At 65.8% G+C, this 18,662-nt stretch carries 17 protein-coding genes; 11 read left to right on the top strand and 6 right to left on the bottom strand.

Annotated features, from left to right (window positions below; genetic code table 11):
• The first annotated feature begins 23 nt into the window (after positions 1–23).
• The 3 genes from betC to AA0Z93_RS07880 all read left to right on the top strand — a co-directional run bounded on the left by betC (position 24) and on the right by AA0Z93_RS07880 (position 4,133).
• Positions 24–1,541, top strand: coding sequence for a choline-sulfatase (betC, locus tag AA0Z93_RS07890; protein ID WP_413045641.1), 1,518 nt, complete (start codon positions 24–26; stop codon positions 1,539–1,541).
• Positions 1,542–1,555: 14 nt separating this feature from the next.
• Positions 1,556–2,482: a choline ABC transporter substrate-binding protein gene (gene choX, locus AA0Z93_RS07885; RefSeq protein WP_413045642.1), complete on the top strand. Its 927-nt coding sequence runs from the start codon at positions 1,556–1,558 to the stop codon at positions 2,480–2,482.
• Positions 2,483–2,567: 85 nt separating this feature from the next.
• Positions 2,568–4,133 (top strand): SulP family inorganic anion transporter, encoded by a 1,566-nt coding sequence (locus AA0Z93_RS07880; RefSeq protein WP_413045643.1) that lies wholly within the window; start codon positions 2,568–2,570, stop codon positions 4,131–4,133.
• A gap of 199 nt (positions 4,134–4,332) precedes the next feature.
• On the opposite strand, the gene aroE is transcribed toward AA0Z93_RS07880, so the two are convergent.
• Both aroE and hemF read right to left on the bottom strand, forming a co-directional pair.
• A complete protein-coding gene (gene aroE / locus AA0Z93_RS07875) occupies positions 4,333–5,157 on the bottom strand; it encodes a shikimate dehydrogenase (RefSeq protein ID WP_413045644.1) in 825 nt (274 codons plus the stop codon).
• A 16-nt stretch (positions 5,158–5,173) separates the two neighbouring features.
• Positions 5,174–6,097, bottom strand: a complete 924-nt coding sequence (hemF, locus tag AA0Z93_RS07870) for an oxygen-dependent coproporphyrinogen oxidase (protein ID WP_413045645.1) — start codon at positions 6,095–6,097, stop codon at positions 5,174–5,176.
• Between the two features lie 130 nt (positions 6,098–6,227).
• Here hemF and AA0Z93_RS07865 point away from each other — a divergent pair, with 130 nt between their 5' ends.
• The gene (locus AA0Z93_RS07865) at positions 6,228–7,205 is read left to right on the top strand and encodes an NADPH:quinone reductase (RefSeq protein ID WP_413045646.1); all 978 of its coding nucleotides are present in this window, start codon (positions 6,228–6,230) and stop codon (positions 7,203–7,205) included.
• A gap of 266 nt (positions 7,206–7,471) precedes the next feature.
• On the opposite strand, the gene AA0Z93_RS07860 is transcribed toward AA0Z93_RS07865, so the two are convergent.
• Positions 7,472–8,029 (bottom strand): L-threonylcarbamoyladenylate synthase, encoded by a 558-nt coding sequence (locus AA0Z93_RS07860; protein ID WP_296267132.1) that lies wholly within the window; start codon positions 8,027–8,029, stop codon positions 7,472–7,474.
• Between the two features lie 38 nt (positions 8,030–8,067).
• Positions 8,068–9,183, bottom strand: a complete 1,116-nt coding sequence (dprA, locus tag AA0Z93_RS07855; RefSeq protein WP_413045647.1) for a DNA-processing protein DprA — start codon at positions 9,181–9,183, stop codon at positions 8,068–8,070.
• Between the two features lie 208 nt (positions 9,184–9,391).
• Between dprA and def the strand changes: the two genes are divergently transcribed.
• From def to AA0Z93_RS07830, 5 genes are all read left to right on the top strand, one after another.
• On the top strand, positions 9,392–9,898 hold the full coding sequence (def, locus tag AA0Z93_RS07850; protein WP_413045648.1) for a peptide deformylase: 507 nt from the start codon (positions 9,392–9,394) through the stop codon (positions 9,896–9,898).
• A gap of 61 nt (positions 9,899–9,959) precedes the next feature.
• Positions 9,960–10,892 (top strand): methionyl-tRNA formyltransferase, encoded by a 933-nt coding sequence (fmt, locus tag AA0Z93_RS07845; protein ID WP_413045649.1) that lies wholly within the window; start codon positions 9,960–9,962, stop codon positions 10,890–10,892.
• Positions 10,889–12,199 (top strand): 16S rRNA (cytosine(967)-C(5))-methyltransferase RsmB, encoded by a 1,311-nt coding sequence (rsmB, locus tag AA0Z93_RS07840; RefSeq protein WP_413045650.1) that lies wholly within the window; start codon positions 10,889–10,891, stop codon positions 12,197–12,199. Before fmt ends, rsmB begins: the two co-directional genes overlap by 4 nt.
• A 21-nt stretch (positions 12,200–12,220) precedes the next feature.
• Positions 12,221–13,594 carry a Trk system potassium transporter TrkA gene (trkA, locus tag AA0Z93_RS07835; RefSeq protein ID WP_413045651.1) on the top strand — a complete coding sequence of 458 codons (1,374 nt, stop codon included), beginning with the start codon at positions 12,221–12,223 and terminating at the stop codon, positions 13,592–13,594.
• 14 nt (positions 13,595–13,608) lie between these two features.
• Positions 13,609–13,920 carry a tetratricopeptide repeat protein gene (locus AA0Z93_RS07830; RefSeq protein ID WP_413045652.1) on the top strand — a complete coding sequence of 104 codons (312 nt, stop codon included), beginning with the start codon at positions 13,609–13,611 and terminating at the stop codon, positions 13,918–13,920.
• 181 nt (positions 13,921–14,101) lie between these two features.
• On the opposite strand, the gene AA0Z93_RS07825 is transcribed toward AA0Z93_RS07830, so the two are convergent.
• Entirely contained in the window at positions 14,102–14,989 is an 888-nt protein-coding gene (locus AA0Z93_RS07825; protein ID WP_413045653.1) for a lysophospholipid acyltransferase, read from the bottom strand.
• Positions 14,990–15,028: 39 nt separating this feature from the next.
• Positions 15,029–15,580: a DNA-3-methyladenine glycosylase I gene (locus tag AA0Z93_RS07820; RefSeq protein WP_413045654.1), complete on the bottom strand. Its 552-nt coding sequence runs from the start codon at positions 15,578–15,580 to the stop codon at positions 15,029–15,031.
• An 83-nt stretch (positions 15,581–15,663) separates the two neighbouring features.
• Between AA0Z93_RS07820 and glyQ the strand changes: the two genes are divergently transcribed.
• A complete protein-coding gene (gene glyQ, locus AA0Z93_RS07815) occupies positions 15,664–16,611 on the top strand; it encodes a glycine--tRNA ligase subunit alpha (RefSeq protein WP_313738935.1) in 948 nt (315 codons plus the stop codon).
• A complete protein-coding gene (glyS, locus tag AA0Z93_RS07810) occupies positions 16,608–18,662 on the top strand; it encodes a glycine--tRNA ligase subunit beta (protein WP_413045655.1) in 2,055 nt (684 codons plus the stop codon). The genes glyQ and glyS overlap by 4 nt, the downstream gene beginning before the upstream one ends.

Raw genomic sequence — 18,662 nt, 5'->3', positions numbered from 1 at the left:
ACCCTCGACGATGGAAGGCAGCCGTGAAGCGACCCAATATCCTGTTCATCATGGCCGATCAGATGGCCGCGCCCCTGCTGCCGATCCATGGCGCCTCACCGATCAAGATGCCGCACCTGGCCAAGTTGGCCGAACAGGCCGTGGTGTTCGATTCGGCCTACTGCAACAGCCCGCTGTGCGCCCCGTCGCGCTTCACCCTGGTCAGCGGCCAGTTGCCCAGCCGCATCGGCGCCTACGACAACGCCGCCGATTTCCCGGCCGACGTCCCCACCTACGCCCACTACCTGCGCCGCCTGGGTTATCACACGGCGCTGTCGGGCAAGATGCACTTCTGCGGACCCGACCAACTGCACGGCTACGAACAGCGCTTGACCAGCGACATCTACCCGGCCGACTACGGCTGGGCGGTCAACTGGGACGCGCCCGACGTGCGTCCCAGTTGGTACCACAACATGGCTTCGGTGCTGCAGGCCGGCCCCTGCGTGCGCACCAACCAGCTGGATTTCGACGAAGAAGTGGTGTTCAAGGCGCGTCAGTACCTCTACGACCATGTGCGCGAAGACAGCGGCCGGCCTTTCTGCCTCACGGTATCGATGACCCACCCCCACGACCCGTACACCATCCCGCGCCACTATTGGGACCTGTATCAGGACGTAGACATCCCCATGCCCCGCGAAATCTTGGCCCAAGACCAGCAGGACCCGCATTCCCAGCGCCTGCTCAAGGTCTATGACCTGTGGGACAAACCCCTGCCCGAAGACAAGGTCCGCGACGCGCGGCGTGCCTACTTCGGCGCCTGCAGCTACATCGACGACAACATCGGCAAGCTGCTGCGCACCCTCGAAGAATGCGGCCTGGCCGACGACACGCTGATCGTGTTCTCGGGCGATCACGGCGACATGCTCGGCGAGCGGGGGCTGTGGTACAAGATGCACTGGTTCGAGATGTCCGCCCGCGTACCGCTGCTGGTGCACGCGCCCAAGCGCTTCGCCGCCGCCCGGGTCGCCGCTTCGGTGTCCACCTGTGACCTGCTGCCCACCTTGGTGGAACTGGCCGGTGGCAGGGTAGAGGCGAACCTGCCCCTGGACGGCCGCTCATTGCTGGGCCATCTGCAAGGGCAGGGCGGGCACGACGAGGTGTTCGGCGAGTACATGGCCGAAGGTACGCTCGGCCCCTTGCTGATGATTCGCCGTGGCGACTACAAGTTCGTCTACAGCGAAGACGACCCTTGTCTACTCTTTGACCTCAAACGCGACCCGCACGAGCGGGAGAATCTGTCCGACAGCCTGGATCACCAGGTACTGCTGCGCGCCTTCATCGACGAGGCCAGGCAGCGTTGGGACGTGCCCGCCCTGCGCCAGCAGGTGCTGGCCAGCCAACGCCGCCGGCGCCTGGTGGGCGAGGCGCTGGCCATCGGCACGCTGACCAGCTGGGACCATCAACCCCTGGTCGACGCCAGCCAGCAGTACATGCGTAACCACATCGATCTCGACGACCTCGAGCGCAAGGCACGTTATCCACAGCCCGCCCCCCTGGATTGAACAGAGAGACTCCCATGAACGCAGGTTCCACCCTTTTGCTGACCCTGGCCCTGGGCCTGGGTGCCACCGCCGTCCAGGCCGACGAAGCCGCGCAATGCGCTACGGTGAAACTCGCCGACCCCGGCTGGAGCGACATCGCCTCGACCAACGCCATCGCCCGTCTGCTGCTGGAAAACCTCGGCTACCAGGTCAAGATCGACAGCCTGGCCGTGCCGATCATCTACGGCGGGCTCAAGGACGGCAAAGTCGACGCCTTCCTCGGCAACTGGATGCCCGCGCAGCAAGGCTTCTACGACAAGTTCGTCGCAAGCCACCAGGTGCAGCAGCTTTCGCGCAACCTCGACGGCACCGAGTTCACCCTGGCCGTGCCGGAGTATGTGTGGGAGGCCGGCGTGAAGGACTTCGCCGACCTGCACAAGCATGCCGACCAGTTCGGCCAGAAGCTCTACGGCATCAGCGCCGGCTCACCGGCCAACCTCTCGCTCAAGGCAATCATCGACCACGACGATTTCGCACTGGGCAAGTGGAAGCTGGTGGAGTCGAGCGAGCAGGCGATGCTGACCCAGGTCGACCGCGCCGTGAAGGGCAAGAAATTCATCGCTTTCCTCGGCTGGACGCCGCACCCGATGAACGTGCAGTTGCAGATGCGCTACCTCACCGGTGGCGAAAAATGGTTCGGCAGCAAGGGCCAGGTGCATACCCTGGTGCGCAACGGCTACGCCGAGCAGTGCCCAAACCCTGCCAAGCTGCTGGGCAACCTGCGTTTCACCCTCCACATGGAGAACGCAATCATGGCCGAGGTGGTGGAGAAGAAAGTCAGCTTCGACGCGGCGGCGAAAAACTGGATCAAGGCGCATCCCGACGTGCTCGATGCCTGGCTGGCGGGGGTGACCCGTAAAGCGGGCGGGGAAGGGCTGAGCGCGGTGAAGTCGGCCCTTTGATCCTGGCCGACGCACACATCCGGCTTGCCCGAATGGCGTGCGCCGTTCACCCTCCGCCTACCCCTGCCCGACGGATCGCCGTGCCATGCCCCGCCTGACCCGACTGCTGCCGTTTCTCGCCTGGTTGCCGCGCCAGAACCGCCGCAGCCTGGCCCAGGACCTGCTGGTGGGCCTGAGCGGCGCCATTCTGGCGCTGCCGCAATCGATCGCCTATGCGTTGATCGCCGGCCTGCCCGCCGAATACGGCTTGTATGCGGCCATCGTGCCGGTGGTCGTGGCCTGCCTGTGGAGCTCGTCCTGGCACTTGATCTGCGGCCCGACCGCGGCGATTTCCATCGTGCTGTACGCCAGCATCGGGCCGTTGGCGGTCAGCGGCAGCGCCGACTACGTCACCCTGGTACTGCTGCTGACTTTCCTGGCGGGAGTGTTCCAGTGGCTGCTGGGCCTGCTGCGCTTCGGCACGGTGGTGAATTTCGTCTCGCAGTCGGTGGTGCTGGGCTTTACCTTGGGCGCGGCGGTGGTGATCGCCCTGGGCCAGTTGCCCAGCCTGCTGGGTCTGGACCTGCCGAGCGAGAGCACGGCGCTGAGATCGTTGCAGGCCTTGCTCAGCCATGCCGGCGAGGTGGATGGGCCTTCGTTGGCGCTGGGCCTGGCAACGCTACTGATGGGGCTGGCCTTCAAGCTGCTGCGTCCACGCTGGCCGGGCCTGTTGATAAGCCTGGTCACGGTCAGCCTGGTGGCCTGGCTGCTGCCGGGCTGGTTCGGCCAGGTGCCGCGGGTGCCGGCGTTCAGCGGTCAGTTGCCGCCTTTGAGCCCATTGCCATTGCTCGACGTCGAGCTGATCTTGCGCCTGCTGCCCAGTGCGGTGGCGGTCGGCATGCTCGGCTTGGTCACCAGCCTGTCCATCGCCCGCTCGCTGTCGGCGCGCTCCGAGCAGTTGATCGACGCCGACCTGGAAATTCGTGGGCAAGGGCTTTCCAACATGGTCGGCCCTTTGTTCTCCGGCTACCTGTCGGCCGGCTCCTTCACCCGCTCGGGCCTGAACCTGGACGCCGGTGCGCGCTCGCCCATGGCCGGGGTGTTTTCCGCATTGTGGGTAGGGCTGTTCGCGCTGGTGGGCGCCGGGTTGATCGCACATCTGCCGATTCCGGCGATGGCCGGCAGCATCCTGTTGATCTGCTGGGGCTTGCTCGACTTTCGCGCCGTGCGTGCGCTGTTCCGGGTCAGCCGCTCGGAATTTCTGGTGATGGCCCTGACCGCCGCGGCGACCTTGCTGCTGGAGCTGCAGACCGCGATCTATGCCGGTGTGCTGGCGTCGCTGTTCTTCTACCTCAAGCGCACCTCGCGGCCACGTTTGCAGCAGCGCCGCGACGGCGAGGTGGACGTGCTGCGCGTAGGCGGGTCGATCTTCTTCGGCGCGGCGCATTACCTGCAAGTGCGGCTGCAACGCTGCCAAGGGCCGCACGTGGTGATCGAGGCGCAGCAGATCAATTTCATCGACTATTCGGGCGTCGACATGCTGCACCGCGAGGCACGCCGCCTGCAGCGCGCCGGGGGCAGCCTGACCCTGCGCTGCGCGCCGGTGCAGGTGGTCGAGGAATTGCAGAAGCTCGAAGGCGCGGCGGGCTGTCCGGTCCGGTTCGAGGGCTGACGGGGCCAGGATCAATGCCCGTCGGTTGAGTGATTGGGGCTGCTTTGCAGCCCATCGCGGCTAAAGCCGCTCCCACAAGGTGGACAACCCTTGATGTTGGACGCCTATCGCGGCTGATCGGAGCGATGGGCCGCCAAGCGGCCCCAATCAATACCATTCCGATTCAACTGACTGGCATCAGGGCCGGGGGCTGGGTTCATCAGGTACGCGTCAGTTGCCGACGCAGTTCATCCAGCACCGGCGCGGTCTGCGGACGCACGCCGCGCCACAGGTAGAACGCTTCGGCCGCCTGCTCCACCAGCATGCCCAGGCCGTCGAGCGTCTTCGCCGCCCCCAGGCGCTCGGCCCATTGGCAGAAGGGCGTCGGTTCCTTGCCGTACATCATGTCGTAGCACACCGTGCGCCCCGGCTCGACCAGGCTGTCGGCCAGCGGCGGCAGCTCGCCGGCCAGGCTCGCCGAGGTGGCGTTGACGATCAGGTCCACCGGTTCTTGCAACCAGGCGAAGCCGCTGGCCACCACCGGTCCCAGATCGGCGAAGGCTTGGGCCAGTTGCTCAGCCTTTTCCACCGTACGGTTGGCGATCACCAGCGATTGCGGGCGCAGCGCCAGAATCGGCTCCAGCACGCCACGCACCGCGCCCCCCGCACCGAGGATGAGGACGCGCTTGCCGGTCAGGTCGAGCCCGGCGTTGACGGTCAGGTCGCGGACCAGGCCGGCGCCGTCGGTGTTGTCCCCATGCACACCGCCGTCTTCGCGCTTGCTCAAGGTGTTCACCGCACCGGCACGCTGGGCGCGGGCGCTGAGGCTGTCGCACAGGCGGTAGGCTTCTTCCTTGAACGGCACAGTGACGTTGGCGCCACTGCCCAGCTTGAAGAAGCCCAAGGCGCAGTCGGTGAACTCGTCGAGTGGCGCCAGCAAGGTGCTGTATTCGAGGGCCTGGCCGGTCTGTGCGGCGAACAGGCGCTGGATCAGCGGCGATTTGCTGTGGCCGATCGGGTTGCCGAAGACGACGTATTGATCCATGGGCAGGGTTCCTTGGTTATCCACAGTTGGGCTCACCGAGCCAGTCGCGGTCTTGCAGGAAGTACTCGGTCAGCCGAGCCTCCTCGCTGCCGGGCACGGGTTTCCAGTCGTAGCCCCAGCGCACCTGCGGCGGCAGCGACATGAGGATCGATTCGGTGCGGCCGCCCGATTGCAGGCCGAACAGCGTGCCGCGGTCGTAGACCAGGTTGAATTCCACGTAACGGCCACGGCGGTATTCCTGGAATTCGCGCTGCTCGGGGGTATGGGGCAGGTGCTTGCGGCGCTGCACGATCGGCAGGTATGCCTCGACGTAGGCATCGCCGATGGCACGGATGAAGGCAAAGCAGGTGTCGAAGCCCCATTCGTTCAGGTCGTCGAAGAACAGCCCGCCGATGCCACGCGGCTCGCCGCGGTGCTTGAGGTGGAAATAGCGGTCGCACCAGGCTTTGTAGCGCGGGTAGACGTCGGCGCCGAAAGGCGCGCAGGCCTGTTCGGCGACGCGGTGCCAGTGGATGCAGTCTTCTTCGTGGCCATAGTACGGGGTCAGGTCGAAGCCGCCGCCGAACCACCACACGGCTTCCTCACCTTCCTTCTCGGCGATGAAGAAACGCACGTTGGCGTGCGAGGTGGGGACGTGCGGGTTGTACGGGTGGATCACCAGCGACACGCCCAGCGCCTCGAAACCGCGCCCGGCCAATTCCGGGCGATGGGCGCTGGCCGAAGGGGGCAGGCCGTTGCCGAACACGTGGGAGAAGTTCACCCCGCCCTTTTCGATCAGTTGGCCTTCGCCGATGACACGGGTTCGGCCGCCGCCGCCCGCTTCGCGCACCCAGGCGTCTTCGACGAAGCGGGCCTTGCCGTCTTCGTGTTCGAGGGCGGCGCAGATGCGGTCTTGCAGATCGAGCAGGTAGGCCTTCACGGCCTCGGTACGGCTGGACATCGGATCACCTGGCAGGGGCAGAAAATTTCGCCGGGTAGCATACCACCCGGCCAAGACGCGTCGCAGTTGACGGACATCAAGCAAAGGCGTCCGATAGAGGGCTCGTTTCCCCTCTACTCAGGAGTGCACGATGGCCCAGCGAATCCAGTTCAGCCAGCATGGCGGCCCCGAAGTCCTGCAATGGGTCGAGTTCGACCCTGCGCCACCGGCCGCTCAGCAGGTGCGTGTGCGCAACCGCGCCATCGGTCTGAATTTCATCGATACCTATTTCCGCGGCGGGCTGTATGCGCCGCCCTCACTCCCGTCGGGGTTGGGCACCGAAGGCGCTGGGGTGGTCGACGCCGTCGGTGAGGGCGTCACCCGTTTCAAGGTCGGTGATCGCGTGGCCTATGCCACAGGGCCCTTGGGCGCTTACAGCGAACTGCACACCTTGCCCGAAGCCAACTTGGTGCACCTGCCGGACGGCATCGGCTTCGAGCAGGCGGCGGCCGTCATGCTCAAGGGTTTGACGGTGCAGTACCTGCTCAAGCAGACCCATGCCGTAAAACCCGGCGAGACCATCCTGTTCCATGCCGCCGCCGGCGGCGTCGGCTCGTTGGCCTGCCAATGGGCGGCGGCACTGGGAGCTAGGGTCATCGGCACCGTCGGCAGCGCCGAGAAAGCCGAACGGGCCAAGTCCCTGGGCGCTTGGGCGACCATCGACTACAGCCGGGAAGACGTGGCCCAGCGCGTGCTGGAGCTGACCGACGGGCAGAAGGTGCCGGTGGTGTACGACGGCGTCGGCGCCGATACCTGGCTGACCTCGCTCGACTGCCTGCAACCACGCGGCTTGATGGTCAGCTTCGGCAATGCTTCGGGGGCGGTCACGGGCGTGAACCTGGGGATTCTGTCACAGAAGGGTTCGCTGTACGTGACCCGGCCGACCCTGGCGACCTACGCCAATACGGCGGAAAACACCCAGGCGATGGCCGATGACCTGTTCGCCATGATCGAGAGCGGCAAGCTCAGCGTGGACATCCAACAGCGCTACCCGCTGCGCGAAGCGGCCAAGGCACAGACCGAGCTGTCGGCACGGCGTACGGTGGGTTCCACGATTCTGCTGCCTTGAGGTGCGGGGGTCACGACTGTGGAAGCGACTACTGTAGGAGCGACTTCAGTCGCGATGGGCGGCACCGCCGCCCCAAACGGCCGCAATCGCGCCCCATCAGGTATAAGCGAAGTGTTCGTCGGGGCGGCTTAAGCCGCTCCACCAGATCCAGACCAGCCACCCTGATAACTACAACTGCGCTCCGTCGGGCACAGTGAATTGCTCGTTGGGGCAGCGTACCGTTCATCGCGGCTGATCGGAGCGCCGAACCGATCACCTCCGCACCGTCAGCCCGGCCGTACGGTTTCGCCGGTGATCAGGTTGCGGATCACGCTCGGGTTCTTGCGCCCGCCCAGCGCACCGCCCAGCACATGGTCGAGCTGCCCATGGAAATACTGCTCGACCCGCAGCCGTGTCTTCGCCGCCGGGCGACCGCCAGGGTTGGCTGAGGTGGAAATCAACGGCCCCACCAATGCGCACAGTTCGCGCACCACCGGGTGGTCGCTGACGCGCAGGGCCACGCTGTCGTGCTCGCCGGTGACCCATTCGGGCAGCAGATCCTGATGCGGCACCAGCCAGGTGTTGGGCCCTGGCCAGGTCGCGGCCATGCGCTCGATCCAGTCTTCGGGGAAGTCTTCGAAAAGGAAGTCGAACTGGCGAATGTTGTCGGCCACCAGGATCAAGCCCTTGTGCACAGGCCGCGACTTGAGCGCCAACAGGCGATACACCGCCTCTTCGTCCCAAGGATCGCAGCCCAGGCCCCAGACCGCTTCGGTCGGATAGGCGATCACCGCGCCCGCCCGAATCTCGCGCGCGGCTTGTTGCACACGCCAACTGCTCACCATTGCTGTCTCTCCGCATTCAAGGCCGAGGCGCAGTTTACTTAGCCGGAGCGGGCAAACCAACGACCGGCTTCACAACTGACTTTGCCGTCGATCTCGAGTTCGCTGAGGCTGGCCAGCACTTGGCTCAGCGGCTGGTCGCAGCTCGCGGCCAACGCTTCGCTGGTATGCGGGGAGGCATGCAGCAGCGCAAGCAGAGGATGAGCCTTGGATTTCGCGGGTAGGGCCGTGGGTACGGGTGCCGGCGGCAGGTTCTGCCAGCCGCGCAGGCTGTCGAGGATCTGCTCGACGTTCTCCACCAGCAGTGCGCCGTCGCGAATCAACTGGTGGCAGCCTTTGGAGCCTGGATGGTGGATCGAGCCGGGAATGGCATACACCTCGCGGCCCTGCTCGGCGGCGAGCCGTGCGGTGATCAAAGAACCGCTGGCCAGCCCTGCCTCGACCACCAGTACGCCGAGCGAGAGCCCACTGATGATGCGGTTGCGCCGGGGGAAGTTGGCGGGCATGGGACCGGCGTCGAGCGGATAGTCCGACAGCAGGGCCGAACCGCTTTCGGATATGCGGCGTGCGAGCTCGCGGTGGCGCTGTGGATAAAGTTTTTGCAGACCGCTGCCGAGCACCGCCAACGTGCGCCCGCCGACGTCCATCGCCGCCTGATGCGCAGCGCCGTCGATACCCAGCGCCAAGCCGCTGGTGATGGTGAATCCGGCCTTGGCCAGGCAGCGCGAAAATGCGGTGGCCGTATCTCGCGCCGGTGGCGTGGCGCGGCGGCTGCCGACCACGGCAAGCTGTGGGGTTTCCAGCAGCGCCGGATCGCCCGCGACGAAAATCAGCGGCGGCGCATCGTCGATTTCGCGCAGCAACGCCGGGTAGCGGATGTCGTCCCACATCAGCAAATGCTGGGCCGGACGCTCCAACCAGGCCATTGCGGCACGGCTCGCCGCGCGCAGTTCCGGGCTGCGCCGCGCTTCGCTGCTGGTGACAGGAATGCCCAACGAACGCCAGGCCAGAGCAGGTGCCGAGAGTGCCGAAGCGGCATCGCCGAAGGCAGCGATCAGCATCTGGAAGCGCCGCGGGCCGATCTCAGGCAAGCTATGCAGACGCAGACGCGCCTCCAGTTCGGCCGGTGGGCAAGTCGGGGAAAACGCAGGTGGCATGGGTGATCTTCCTTGATCCAGAGAGGCCGAGCGGGAAGGCACAACCTGTGGATAACTCTGTTGATAATGGTCTGAAAACCTGTCGATTGGATGGGTGCCAAAACGACCTGTGACACCCTAGCCGACCTTTGCCAGGTGCCGAACGCCACGATTCCCTTTATTATGTGTGTTCAGTTTTCAACCAAACGCACAGTGACTGCCTGACCCTATGGCCATTTTGAACATCCTCGAATTTCCGGACCCGCGCCTGCGCACTCTCGCCAAACCGGTGACCGTGTTCGACGACGACCTGCGCCAGCTGATCGACGACATGTTTGAAACCATGTACGAAGCGCCGGGCATCGGTCTCGCCGCCACGCAGGTCAACGTGCACCTGCGCCTGGTGGTGATGGACCTGAGCGAAGACCGCAGCGAACCGCGGGTCTTCATCAACCCCGAAGTCGAAGAACTGACCCACGACATGGGCCAGTATCAGGAGGGCTGCCTGTCGGTACCCGGCTTCTACGAGAACGTCGACCGCCCGCTGCGCGTGCGCATCAAAGCGCTGGGCCGCGACTTCCAGCCCTACGAGCTCGAAGCCGAAGGCCTCCTGGCGGTGTGCATCCAGCACGAGCTGGACCACCTCAACGGCAAGCTGTTCGTCGACTACCTGTCGCAACTCAAGCGCGACCGGATCAAGAAGAAGCTGGAAAAACAGCACCGCCAGCAGGCTTGAGCCCCTACCTTCCAGAAGGCTTGCTGCGGCAAGCCTTTTTCTTTTCCGAAGCGAGAACGTGATGCGCATTGTCTTTGCGGGCACCCCCGAGTTTGCCGCCGAACACCTCAAGGCCCTGCTCGACGGCCCTGACCAAGTGGTAGCCGTCTACACCCAACCGGACCGCCCCGCCGGGCGCGGGCAGAAACTCATGCCCAGCCCGGTCAAGCAACTGGCCGTGGCCCACGACATTCCCGTGCTGCAGCCGCCGACCCTGCGCAACGCCGAGGCCCAGGCCGAGCTCGCAGCGCTGGCGCCCGATCTCATGGTCGTGGTCGCCTATGGCCTGATCCTGCCGCAAGCCGTGCTCGACATCCCGCGCCTGGGCTGCATCAACAGCCATGCTTCGCTGCTGCCCCGCTGGCGTGGCGCGGCGCCGATCCAGCGCGCCGTGCAAGCCGGCGACGGCGAAAGCGGCGTGACGGTGATGCGCATGGAAGCCGGCCTGGACACAGGGCCCATGCTGCTCAAGGTGGTCACGCCGATCGCTGCCGATGACACCGGCGGCAGCCTCCACGATCGTCTGGCCGAGCTGGGCCCACCCGCCGTCTTGCACGCCATCGCCGGCCTGGCGGACGGCTCGCTGCACGGCGAGGTGCAGGACGACGCGTTGGCCACCTACGCGCACAAGCTCAACAAGGACGAAGCGCGCCTGGACTGGAGCCGCCCGGCCGTGGAGCTGGAACGCCTGATCCGCGCCTTCAACCCCTGGCCGATCTGCCACACCACGCTCGACGGCCAAAGCCTCAAGGTGCTCGGCGCGCAGTTGTGCACAGGCCAGGGCGCGCCAGGCGAAATCCTCAGCGCCAGCAAGCAGGGCCTGGTGGTCGCCTGCGGCGAACAGGCGCTGAGCCTGACCCGCCTGCAACTGCCCGGCGGCAAGGCCCTGGCCTTCAGCGACCTGTTCAACAGTCGCCGCGAGCAATTCGCCGACGGCAAGGTGCTCGGCCAATGAACCCACGCCTGGCTGCCGCCCGCGCACTCGCCGCCGTCCTCAGCGGCAAAGCGTCCCTGAACAGCTCGTTGCCCGCGCAACTGGACAAGGTCGAGGAACGCGACCGCGGCCTCACCCAAGACCTGGCCTTCGGCACCGCCCGCTGGCAGCCGCGCCTGGACCTGCTCGCTGCGCAACTGCTGCAAAAGCCGTTCAAGGCCGCCGACACCGACGTGCAGGCGCTGCTGCTGGTGGGCCTGTACCAGTTGTTCTATACGCGCATCCCGGCCCACGCCGCGCTGGGCGAAACCGTCGGCTGCGCCGACAAGCTGAAAAAGCCCTGGGCCAAAGGCCTGCTCAACGCTGTGCTGCGCCGCGCGCAACGCGAGGGCGAAGCCCTGCTCGCCGAACTCGAGCGCGATCCGGTGGTGCGCACCGCCCACCCACGTTGGCTACAGAAGTCGCTCAAGGCGTTCTGGCCGCAGCAGTGGGAAGCCATCTGCGCCGCCAACAATGCCCACCCGCCGATGATCCTGCGGGTCAACCGCCGCCACCATAGCCGCGACGCCTACCTGGCCCTGCTCACGCAAGCCGGCATCGCCGCCAGCGCCTGCCGCTACAGCCGAGACGGTATCGTGCTGCAAACGCCGTGCGACGTGCGCGGCCTGCCGGGCTTCGCCGCAGGCTGGATCAGCGTGCAGGACGAAGCCGCGCAGCTGTCCGCCGACCTGCTGGAACTGGCCCCCGGCCAGCGCGTGCTCGATGCCTGCTGCGCCCCGGGCGGCAAAACCTGCCACCTGCTCGAAGCCGAGCCGGGCCTGGCGCAGATGGTGGCCATCGACCTCGAAGCCAAGCGCCTGACGCGCGTGCGCGAGAACCTCGACCGTTTGCAGCTCGACGCCCAGTTGATCGCCTGCGATGCCCGCGACACCGCCAGTTGGTGGGACGGCAAGGCGTTCCAGCGCATCCTGCTCGACGCCCCGTGCTCGGCCACCGGCGTGATCCGTCGCCATCCGGACATCAAACTGACCCGCCAGGCCGACGACATCCCGGCGCTGGCCAGCCTGCAAGGCGAGCTGCTCGACGCCCTGTGGCCCACGCTCGAAGTGGGCGGCATGCTGCTCTACGCCACCTGCTCCAGCCTGCCCACCGAGAACACCGAGGTGGTCGCCGCGTTCCTCGCCCGTACCCCCGGTGCCCGCAAGCTGGACCTGGCCACCGACGCCGGCCTGCGCCAACCCCATGGCCGCCAGCTGCTGGCCCAGGAAGGCGGCCACGATGGGTTCTACTACGCCAAACTGATCAAGATCGCCGCCGCGCGCGGATAACCACGAAGGGCAAGACAGCCGATGAAGATCATCATCCTCGGTGCCGGTCAGGTAGGCGGTTCCCTGGCGGAGAACCTGGCCAGCGAAGCGAACGACATCACCGTGGTCGACACCGACGCCGAGCGCCTGCGCGACCTCGGCGACCGCCTCGACATCCGCACCGTACAGGGCCGCGGCTCGCTGCCCACGGTTCTGCGCCAAGCCGGCGCCGAAGACGCCGACATGCTGGTGGCGGTGACCAACAGCGACGAAACCAACATGGTCGCCTGCCAGGTGGCCTACACCTTGTTCCACACCCCGACCAAGATCGCCCGGGTGCGTGAAGCGGCCTACCTCACACGCCGCGAGCTGTTCGACAACGAGGCCATCCCGGTCGATGTGCTGATCAGCCCCGAGCAGGTGGTGACCAACTACATCAAGCGTCTGATCGAGCAGCCCGGTGCCTTGCAGGTGATCGACTTCGCCGGCGGCAAGGCTCAGCTGGTGGCGGTCAAGGCCTATTACGGCGGGCCGCTGGTCGGCCAGCAACTGCGCCAGATCCGCGCCCACATGCCCAACGTCGACACCCGCGTGGCGGCCATCTTCCGCCGCGACCGTTCGATCAAGCCGCAAGGCGACACGGTGATCGAAGCCGACGACGAGGTGTTCTTCATCGCTGCCAAGCGCGACATCCGCGCCGTGATGGGCGAATTGCGGCGCATCGACGAGAGCAACAAGCGCGTGGTGATCGCAGGCGGCGGGCAGATCGGCGAGCGCCTGGCCGAAGCCATCGAAAGCCGCTACCAGGTCAAGATCATCGAGATGAACCCGGCGCGCTGCCGGCACCTGTCCGACACCCTGGAAAGCACCGTGGTCCTGCAGGGCAGCGCCTCCGACCGCGATCTGATGCTCGAAGAAAACATCGCCGAAGCCGACATCTTCCTGGCCCTGACCAACGACGACGAGGCCAACATCATGTCGTCGCTGCTGGCCAAGCGCCTGGGCGCGCGCAAGGTGATGACGCTGATCAACAACCCGGCCTACGTGGACCTGGTGCAGGGCGGCGAGATCGACATCGCCATCAGCCCGCAACTGGCGACCATCGGTACGCTGCTGGCGCACGTGCGTCGTGGCGACATCGTCAGCGTGCACTCCCTACGCCGCGGCGCGGCCGAAGCCATCGAGGCCGTGGCCCATGGCGACGCCAAGTCGAGCAAGGTGGTGGGCAAGGCCATCGCCGAGATCACGCTGCCGCCGGGGACGACCATCGGCGCGATCATCCGCGCCGAACAGGTGCTGATCGCCCACGACGTCACGGTGATCGAGAGTGGCGATCACGTGATCCTGTTCGTTGTGGACAAGAAGCACATACGTGACGTGGAAAAGCTGTTCCACGTAGGGTTGAGTTTCTTCTAGCAGGAGTCGGAAAAATGCGTGAGTCGCTGGAAAAGATGCTGGCCAAGGGTGTGGATAACCCGCTGCTGCGTTTCGGCCTGGGCAAGGCCTGGCTCGACGAGGGCAACGGCGCCGAAGCGGCGTTGCACTTGGCCCGTTGCGTGGAGCAGGACCCGAAGTATTCGGCGGCGTGGAAGCTGCTCGGCAAGGCCCATCAAGTGCAAGGCGACCTGGACGCAGCGCGCCAGGCGTGGGAGGAGGGGGTCACTGCGGCCCAGGCCCACGGCGACAAGCAGGCCGAGAAAGAGATGTCGGTGTTTCTCAAGAAGCTGAACAAGACCCGGTAAACGCCGATGCCGGCCTCTCAGGAATGCGAAACCGGCGCTGGTAGCAGCGCCAGCCCCCTGTGGGAGCGGCTTTAGCCGCGATGGCCGGCGCAGCCGGCCCGAATCGGGCCACATCGTCAACCTGCTGAATCGCAGTGGCTGACAGGAAGAGCCCTGTGGCTCGCGATCGGCCATGCCGCCCTCAGTACCAGCGCGCCTCACCCGCCGGCCGCTTCTTGAAGCGCTTCATGCTCCACATGTACTGGCTCGGGTACGCCCGCACATAGCGCTCCACCACCTGGCTCATGGCCGCCGCCGACTCGGCGACGTCCAGGCTGTACATGGCCTCGGGCGCCGCTTCCAGAATCACCTTGAAGCCCGAACCGTCGGGCAGGCGCAAGGCGTGCAGGAAGACCCCGACCGCCTTGCCGCCGGCGAGCATGTTCGGCACGAACTTACTGGTCAGCGCCTGGGTGCCGAGGAAAGGCACGAACACGCCGGCCGATTCCGCCGGCTCCGGGTCGGCGGGAATACCCACCTGACCACCGCGCCGCACTTCCTTGATGACGCTCAAGATGCCTTCCTTGGTCGACGGCGCCACGCGGTTACCCATCTGCACCCGCTGCTCGCGCAGTAGGTCGTCCACCGCCTTGAGCTTGGGCGGGCGGTAGAAGATGATCGGTTTGCACTGGTTGCAATAGAAGTGGTTGAGCACTTCCCAGTTGCCCAGGTGGCTGGTGATGCCCACCACGCCCTTGCCCGAAGCCAACGCCTGTTGCAGCACTTCCAGGCCTTCGACTTCCTTGACCAGGTCGATGGAGCGTTGCGGGTGCCAGATCCAGGCACAGGCGCTTTCCACGAAGGATTTGCCGATGTCGCGCAAGGCGCGGCCGACCAACTGCTCGCGCTCGGTGGGGTCCATCTCCGGGAAGCACTTGGCCAGGTTGATGCGCACCACGTTGCGCGAGCCGGTGGGCAGTTTCCACATCAACCAGCCGAGACCGGCGCCCACCCGCTGTACGCCGCCCCACGGGAGCTTGGCCAACAGGCGCAAGGCTCCGACCATCACGGCGCCTTTGAATTTTTCCACAGGGCATTCCTCATAGCTGCAAGCGGCGCATTGTACCTGTCAGCGCACCAGCTCGGCGTAGCGATCGCAATCGGTGGTGTGGTCCATGACCATGCCGGTGGCCTGCATCAGCGCATAGCAGATGGTCGGGCCGACGAAGGTGAAGCCGGCTTTCTTCAACGCCTTGCTCATGGCCACCGATTCTTCGGTGAAGGCGGGAATGTCGCTGTGCCTGGCGAAATGGTTGACCTTGGGCTCGCCGCCGACGAACGACCACAACCACTCGGCGGGGTTATCCACAGCCAGCCAGGCCTGGGCGTTGCGCCGCGCGGCGTTGAGCTTGAGGCGGTTGCGGATGATGCTCGCGTCCTGCATCAGCGCCTCGATGCGCGCATCGCTCATCTGCGCCAGGCGCACCGGATCGAAGCCGTACAGGACTTTGCGGTAGCGCTCGCGCTTGCGCAGGATGGTGATCCACGACAGCCCCGCCTGGAACCCTTCGAGCAAAAGCATCTCGAAGAGCAACGCCGGATCACGCCGCGGCGTACCCCATTCATGGTCGTGATAGGCCTGATACAACGGATCGTCGGTACACCAAAAGCAGCGTGGCATAAGGCTCCAATACGTAGAGGGCGAGGCGAAACGGGTTATACTCCCGCTCTTTACATCCGCATCCCCAGATACAGGTGAATTTCGTGAGCCAGCCTACGCCAGCCGTGCGTACCTTCCAAGACCTGATCCTCGCCCTGCAGAAGTACTGGGCCGAGCAAGGTTGTGTGGTGCTTCAGCCCTACGATATGGAAGTAGGCGCCGGCACTTTCCACACCGCCACCTTCCTGCGCGCCGTCGGCCCGGAAACCTGGAACGCGGCCTACGTGCAGCCGAGCCGCCGTCCCGGCGACGGGCGCTACGGCGAGAACCCCAACCGCCTGCAGCATTACTACCAGTTCCAGGTGGTGCTCAAGCCCAACCCCGCCAACTTCCAGGAGCTGTACCTCGGCTCGTTGAAGGCGATCGGCCTGGACCCGCTAGTCCACGACATCCGCTTCGTCGAAGACAACTGGGAATCGCCGACCCTCGGCGCCTGGGGCCTGGGTTGGGAAATCTGGCTCAACGGCATGGAAGTCTCGCAGTTCACCTACTTCCAGCAGGCCGGCGGCATCGAGTGCTACCCGGTCACCGGTGAAATCACCTATGGCCTGGAGCGTCTGGCCATGTACATCCAGGGCGTCGACTCGGTCTACGACCTGGTCTGGGCCGATGGCCCGTTCGGCGTGGTCACCTACGGCGACGTGTTCCACCAGAACGAAGTGGAGCAGTCGACCTACAACTTCGAGCACGCCAACGTCGAGAAGCTGTTCGAACTGTTCGACTTCTACGAAAGCGAAGCCAACCGCCTGATCAAGCTCGACCTGCCGCTGCCGACCTACGAAATGGTCCTCAAAGCGTCGCACACCTTCAACCTGCTCGACGCCCGCCGTGCCATCTCGGTGACCGAACGCCAGCGCTACATCCTGCGCGTGCGCACCCTGGCCCGCGACGTAGCACAGAGCTATCTGATGGCGCGTGCGCGCCTGGGCTTCCCCCTGGCGACCCCCGAACTGCGCGACGAAGTGTTGGCCAAGCTGGAGATTACAGAATGAGTACCCAAGATTTCCTGGTTGAGCTGGGTACCGAAGAGCTGCCGCCCAAAGTCCTCGCGGCCCTGGGCGATGCGTTGCTGGCCGGTATCGAGAAAGGCCTGCAGGCCGCCGGCCTGAGCTTCACCGGCAAGCACGTGTACGCCGCGCCGCGCCGTCTGGCCGTGCTGATCCGTGCGCTCGACCTGCACCAGCCCGACCGCAGCATCAACATCGACGGTCCGCCGCGCCAGGCCGCCTTCGACGCCGACGGCAACCCGACCCAAGCGGCGCTGGGTTTCGCCAAGAAATGTGGCGTGGAATTGGCCGAGATCGACCAGAGCGGCCCCAAACTGCGCTTCTCTCAGCACATTCCCGGCAAGGCCACCCGCGACCTGCTGCCGACCATCGTCGAAGACTCGCTCAACGACCTGCCGATTCCCAAGCGCATGCGCTGGGCCGCCAGCCGTGAAGAGTTCGTGCGTCCGCCGCAGTGGCTGGTGATGCTGCTGGGCGATGACGTCGTCGACTGCACCCTGCTGTCGCAAAAGGCCGGCCGCCACTCCCGTGGCCACCGCTTCCACCACCCGGAGCCGGTGTTGATCACCAGCCCGGCGAACTATGCCGAAGACTTGCTGAAAGCCTCGGTCATCGCCGATTTCGCCGTGCGCCGCGAACTGATCGCCGAACGTACCCACCAGCTGGCCCGTCAACAGGGCGGCAGTGCCATCGTACCGCCTGCGCTGCTGGATGAAGTGACCGCTCTGGTGGAGTGGCCCGTGCCGCTGGTGTGCTCGTTCGAGGAACGTTTCCTCGAAGTGCCGCAGGAAGCGCTGATCACCACCATGCAGGACAACCAGAAGTACTTCTGCCTGCTCGACGACGACGGCAAGTTGCTGCCGCGCTTCATCACCGTGGCCAACGTCGACAGTCGCGACCCGCAGCAGATCGTGCAGGGTAACGAGAAAGTCGTGCGCCCACGCCTGACCGACGCCGAGTTCTTCTTCAAGCAGGACAAGAAGCAGCCGCTGGAAACCTTCAACGAGCGCCTCAAGAACGTGGTCTTCCAGGCGCAACTGGGCAGCGTCTACGACAAAGCGGTGCGCGTCTCCAAGCTGGCGGCGCTGATCGCTCCGCGCATTGGCGGTGACGCCCAGCGCGCCGCCCGCGCAGGCCTGCTGAGCAAATGCGACCTGGCCACCGAAATGGTCGGCGAGTTCCCCGAGATGCAAGGCATCGCCGGTTTCTATTACGCCCTCAACGACGGCGAGCCGGAAGACGTCGCCCTGGCGCTGAACGAGCAGTACATGCCGCGCGGTGCCGGCGCCGAACTGCCGGAAACCCTGACCGGTGCCGCCGTCGCCATCGCCGACAAGCTCGACACCCTGGTCGGCATCTTCGGCATCGGCATGCTGCCCACCGGCAGCAAAGACCCCTATGCCTTGCGCCGCGCCGCGCTGGGTGTGCTGCGCATCCTCATCGAGAAGAAGCTCGAGCTCGACCTGATCGAAGCCGTACAGTACGCCGTCGCCCAGTTCGGCAGCACGGTCAAGGTCCAGGGCTTGGCCGACCAGGTGCTGGAGTTCATCTTCGACCGCCTGCGCGCGCGTTACGAAGACGAAGGCATCGACGTCGCCACCTACCTCTCGGTGCGCGCCCTCAAGCCCACCTCGGCGCTGGACTTCGACCAGCGTGTGCAGGCCGTGCAGGCCTTCCGCCGCTTGCCCGAAGCCGAGGCGCTGGCCGCAGTGAACAAGCGTGTGTCGAACCTGCTGAGCAAGGCCGAAGGCGCGATCTCGCCCCAGGTCGAGCCCAAGTACTTCGACAACGCCAATGAGTTCTCGCTGTACTCGGCCATCCAGCAGGCCGACCATGCCGTGCAACCGATGGCCGAAGCCCGCCAGTACAGCGAAACGCTGGCGCGCCTGGCCGCGCTGCGCGAGCCGGTGGACGCCTTCTTCGAGGCGGTGATGGTCAACGCCGAGGACGCCAAGGTGCGCGCCAACCGTTACGCCCTGCTCAGCCGCCTGCGCGGTCTGTTCCTGGGCGTGGCCGACATCTCGTTGCTGGGGTGA

The sequence above is a fragment of the Pseudomonas phoenicis genome, from assembly GCF_047302395.1.
Lineage (GTDB): Bacteria > Pseudomonadota > Gammaproteobacteria > Pseudomonadales > Pseudomonadaceae > Aquipseudomonas.
The sequence above is the reverse complement of the archived record's forward strand: the minus strand, read 5'-3'. Positions and strand labels throughout refer to the sequence as shown.

Excerpts from the sequence above, each read along its gene's own strand:
- choX (WP_413045642.1), top strand. The coding sequence starts at position 1,556 with ATGAACGCAGGTTCCACCCTTTTGCTGACCCTGGCCCTGGGCCTGGGT.
- AA0Z93_RS07880 (WP_413045643.1), top strand. The coding sequence starts at position 2,568 with ATGCCCCGCCTGACCCGACTGCTGCCGTTTCTCGCCTGGTTGCCGCGC.
- aroE (WP_413045644.1), bottom strand. The coding sequence starts at position 5,157 with ATGGATCAATACGTCGTCTTCGGCAACCCGATCGGCCACAGCAAATCG.
- hemF (WP_413045645.1), bottom strand. The coding sequence starts at position 6,097 with ATGTCCAGCCGTACCGAGGCCGTGAAGGCCTACCTGCTCGATCTGCAA.
- AA0Z93_RS07865 (WP_413045646.1), top strand. The coding sequence starts at position 6,228 with ATGGCCCAGCGAATCCAGTTCAGCCAGCATGGCGGCCCCGAAGTCCTG.
- AA0Z93_RS07860 (WP_296267132.1), bottom strand. The coding sequence starts at position 8,029 with ATGGTGAGCAGTTGGCGTGTGCAACAAGCCGCGCGCGAGATTCGGGCG.
- dprA (WP_413045647.1), bottom strand. The coding sequence starts at position 9,183 with ATGCCACCTGCGTTTTCCCCGACTTGCCCACCGGCCGAACTGGAGGCG.
- def (WP_413045648.1), top strand. The coding sequence starts at position 9,392 with ATGGCCATTTTGAACATCCTCGAATTTCCGGACCCGCGCCTGCGCACT.
- fmt (WP_413045649.1), top strand. The coding sequence starts at position 9,960 with ATGCGCATTGTCTTTGCGGGCACCCCCGAGTTTGCCGCCGAACACCTC.
- rsmB (WP_413045650.1), top strand. The coding sequence starts at position 10,889 with ATGAACCCACGCCTGGCTGCCGCCCGCGCACTCGCCGCCGTCCTCAGC.
- trkA (WP_413045651.1), top strand. The coding sequence starts at position 12,221 with ATGAAGATCATCATCCTCGGTGCCGGTCAGGTAGGCGGTTCCCTGGCG.
- AA0Z93_RS07830 (WP_413045652.1), top strand. The coding sequence starts at position 13,609 with ATGCGTGAGTCGCTGGAAAAGATGCTGGCCAAGGGTGTGGATAACCCG.
- AA0Z93_RS07820 (WP_413045654.1), bottom strand. The coding sequence starts at position 15,580 with ATGCCACGCTGCTTTTGGTGTACCGACGATCCGTTGTATCAGGCCTAT.
- glyS (WP_413045655.1), top strand. The coding sequence starts at position 16,608 with ATGAGTACCCAAGATTTCCTGGTTGAGCTGGGTACCGAAGAGCTGCCG.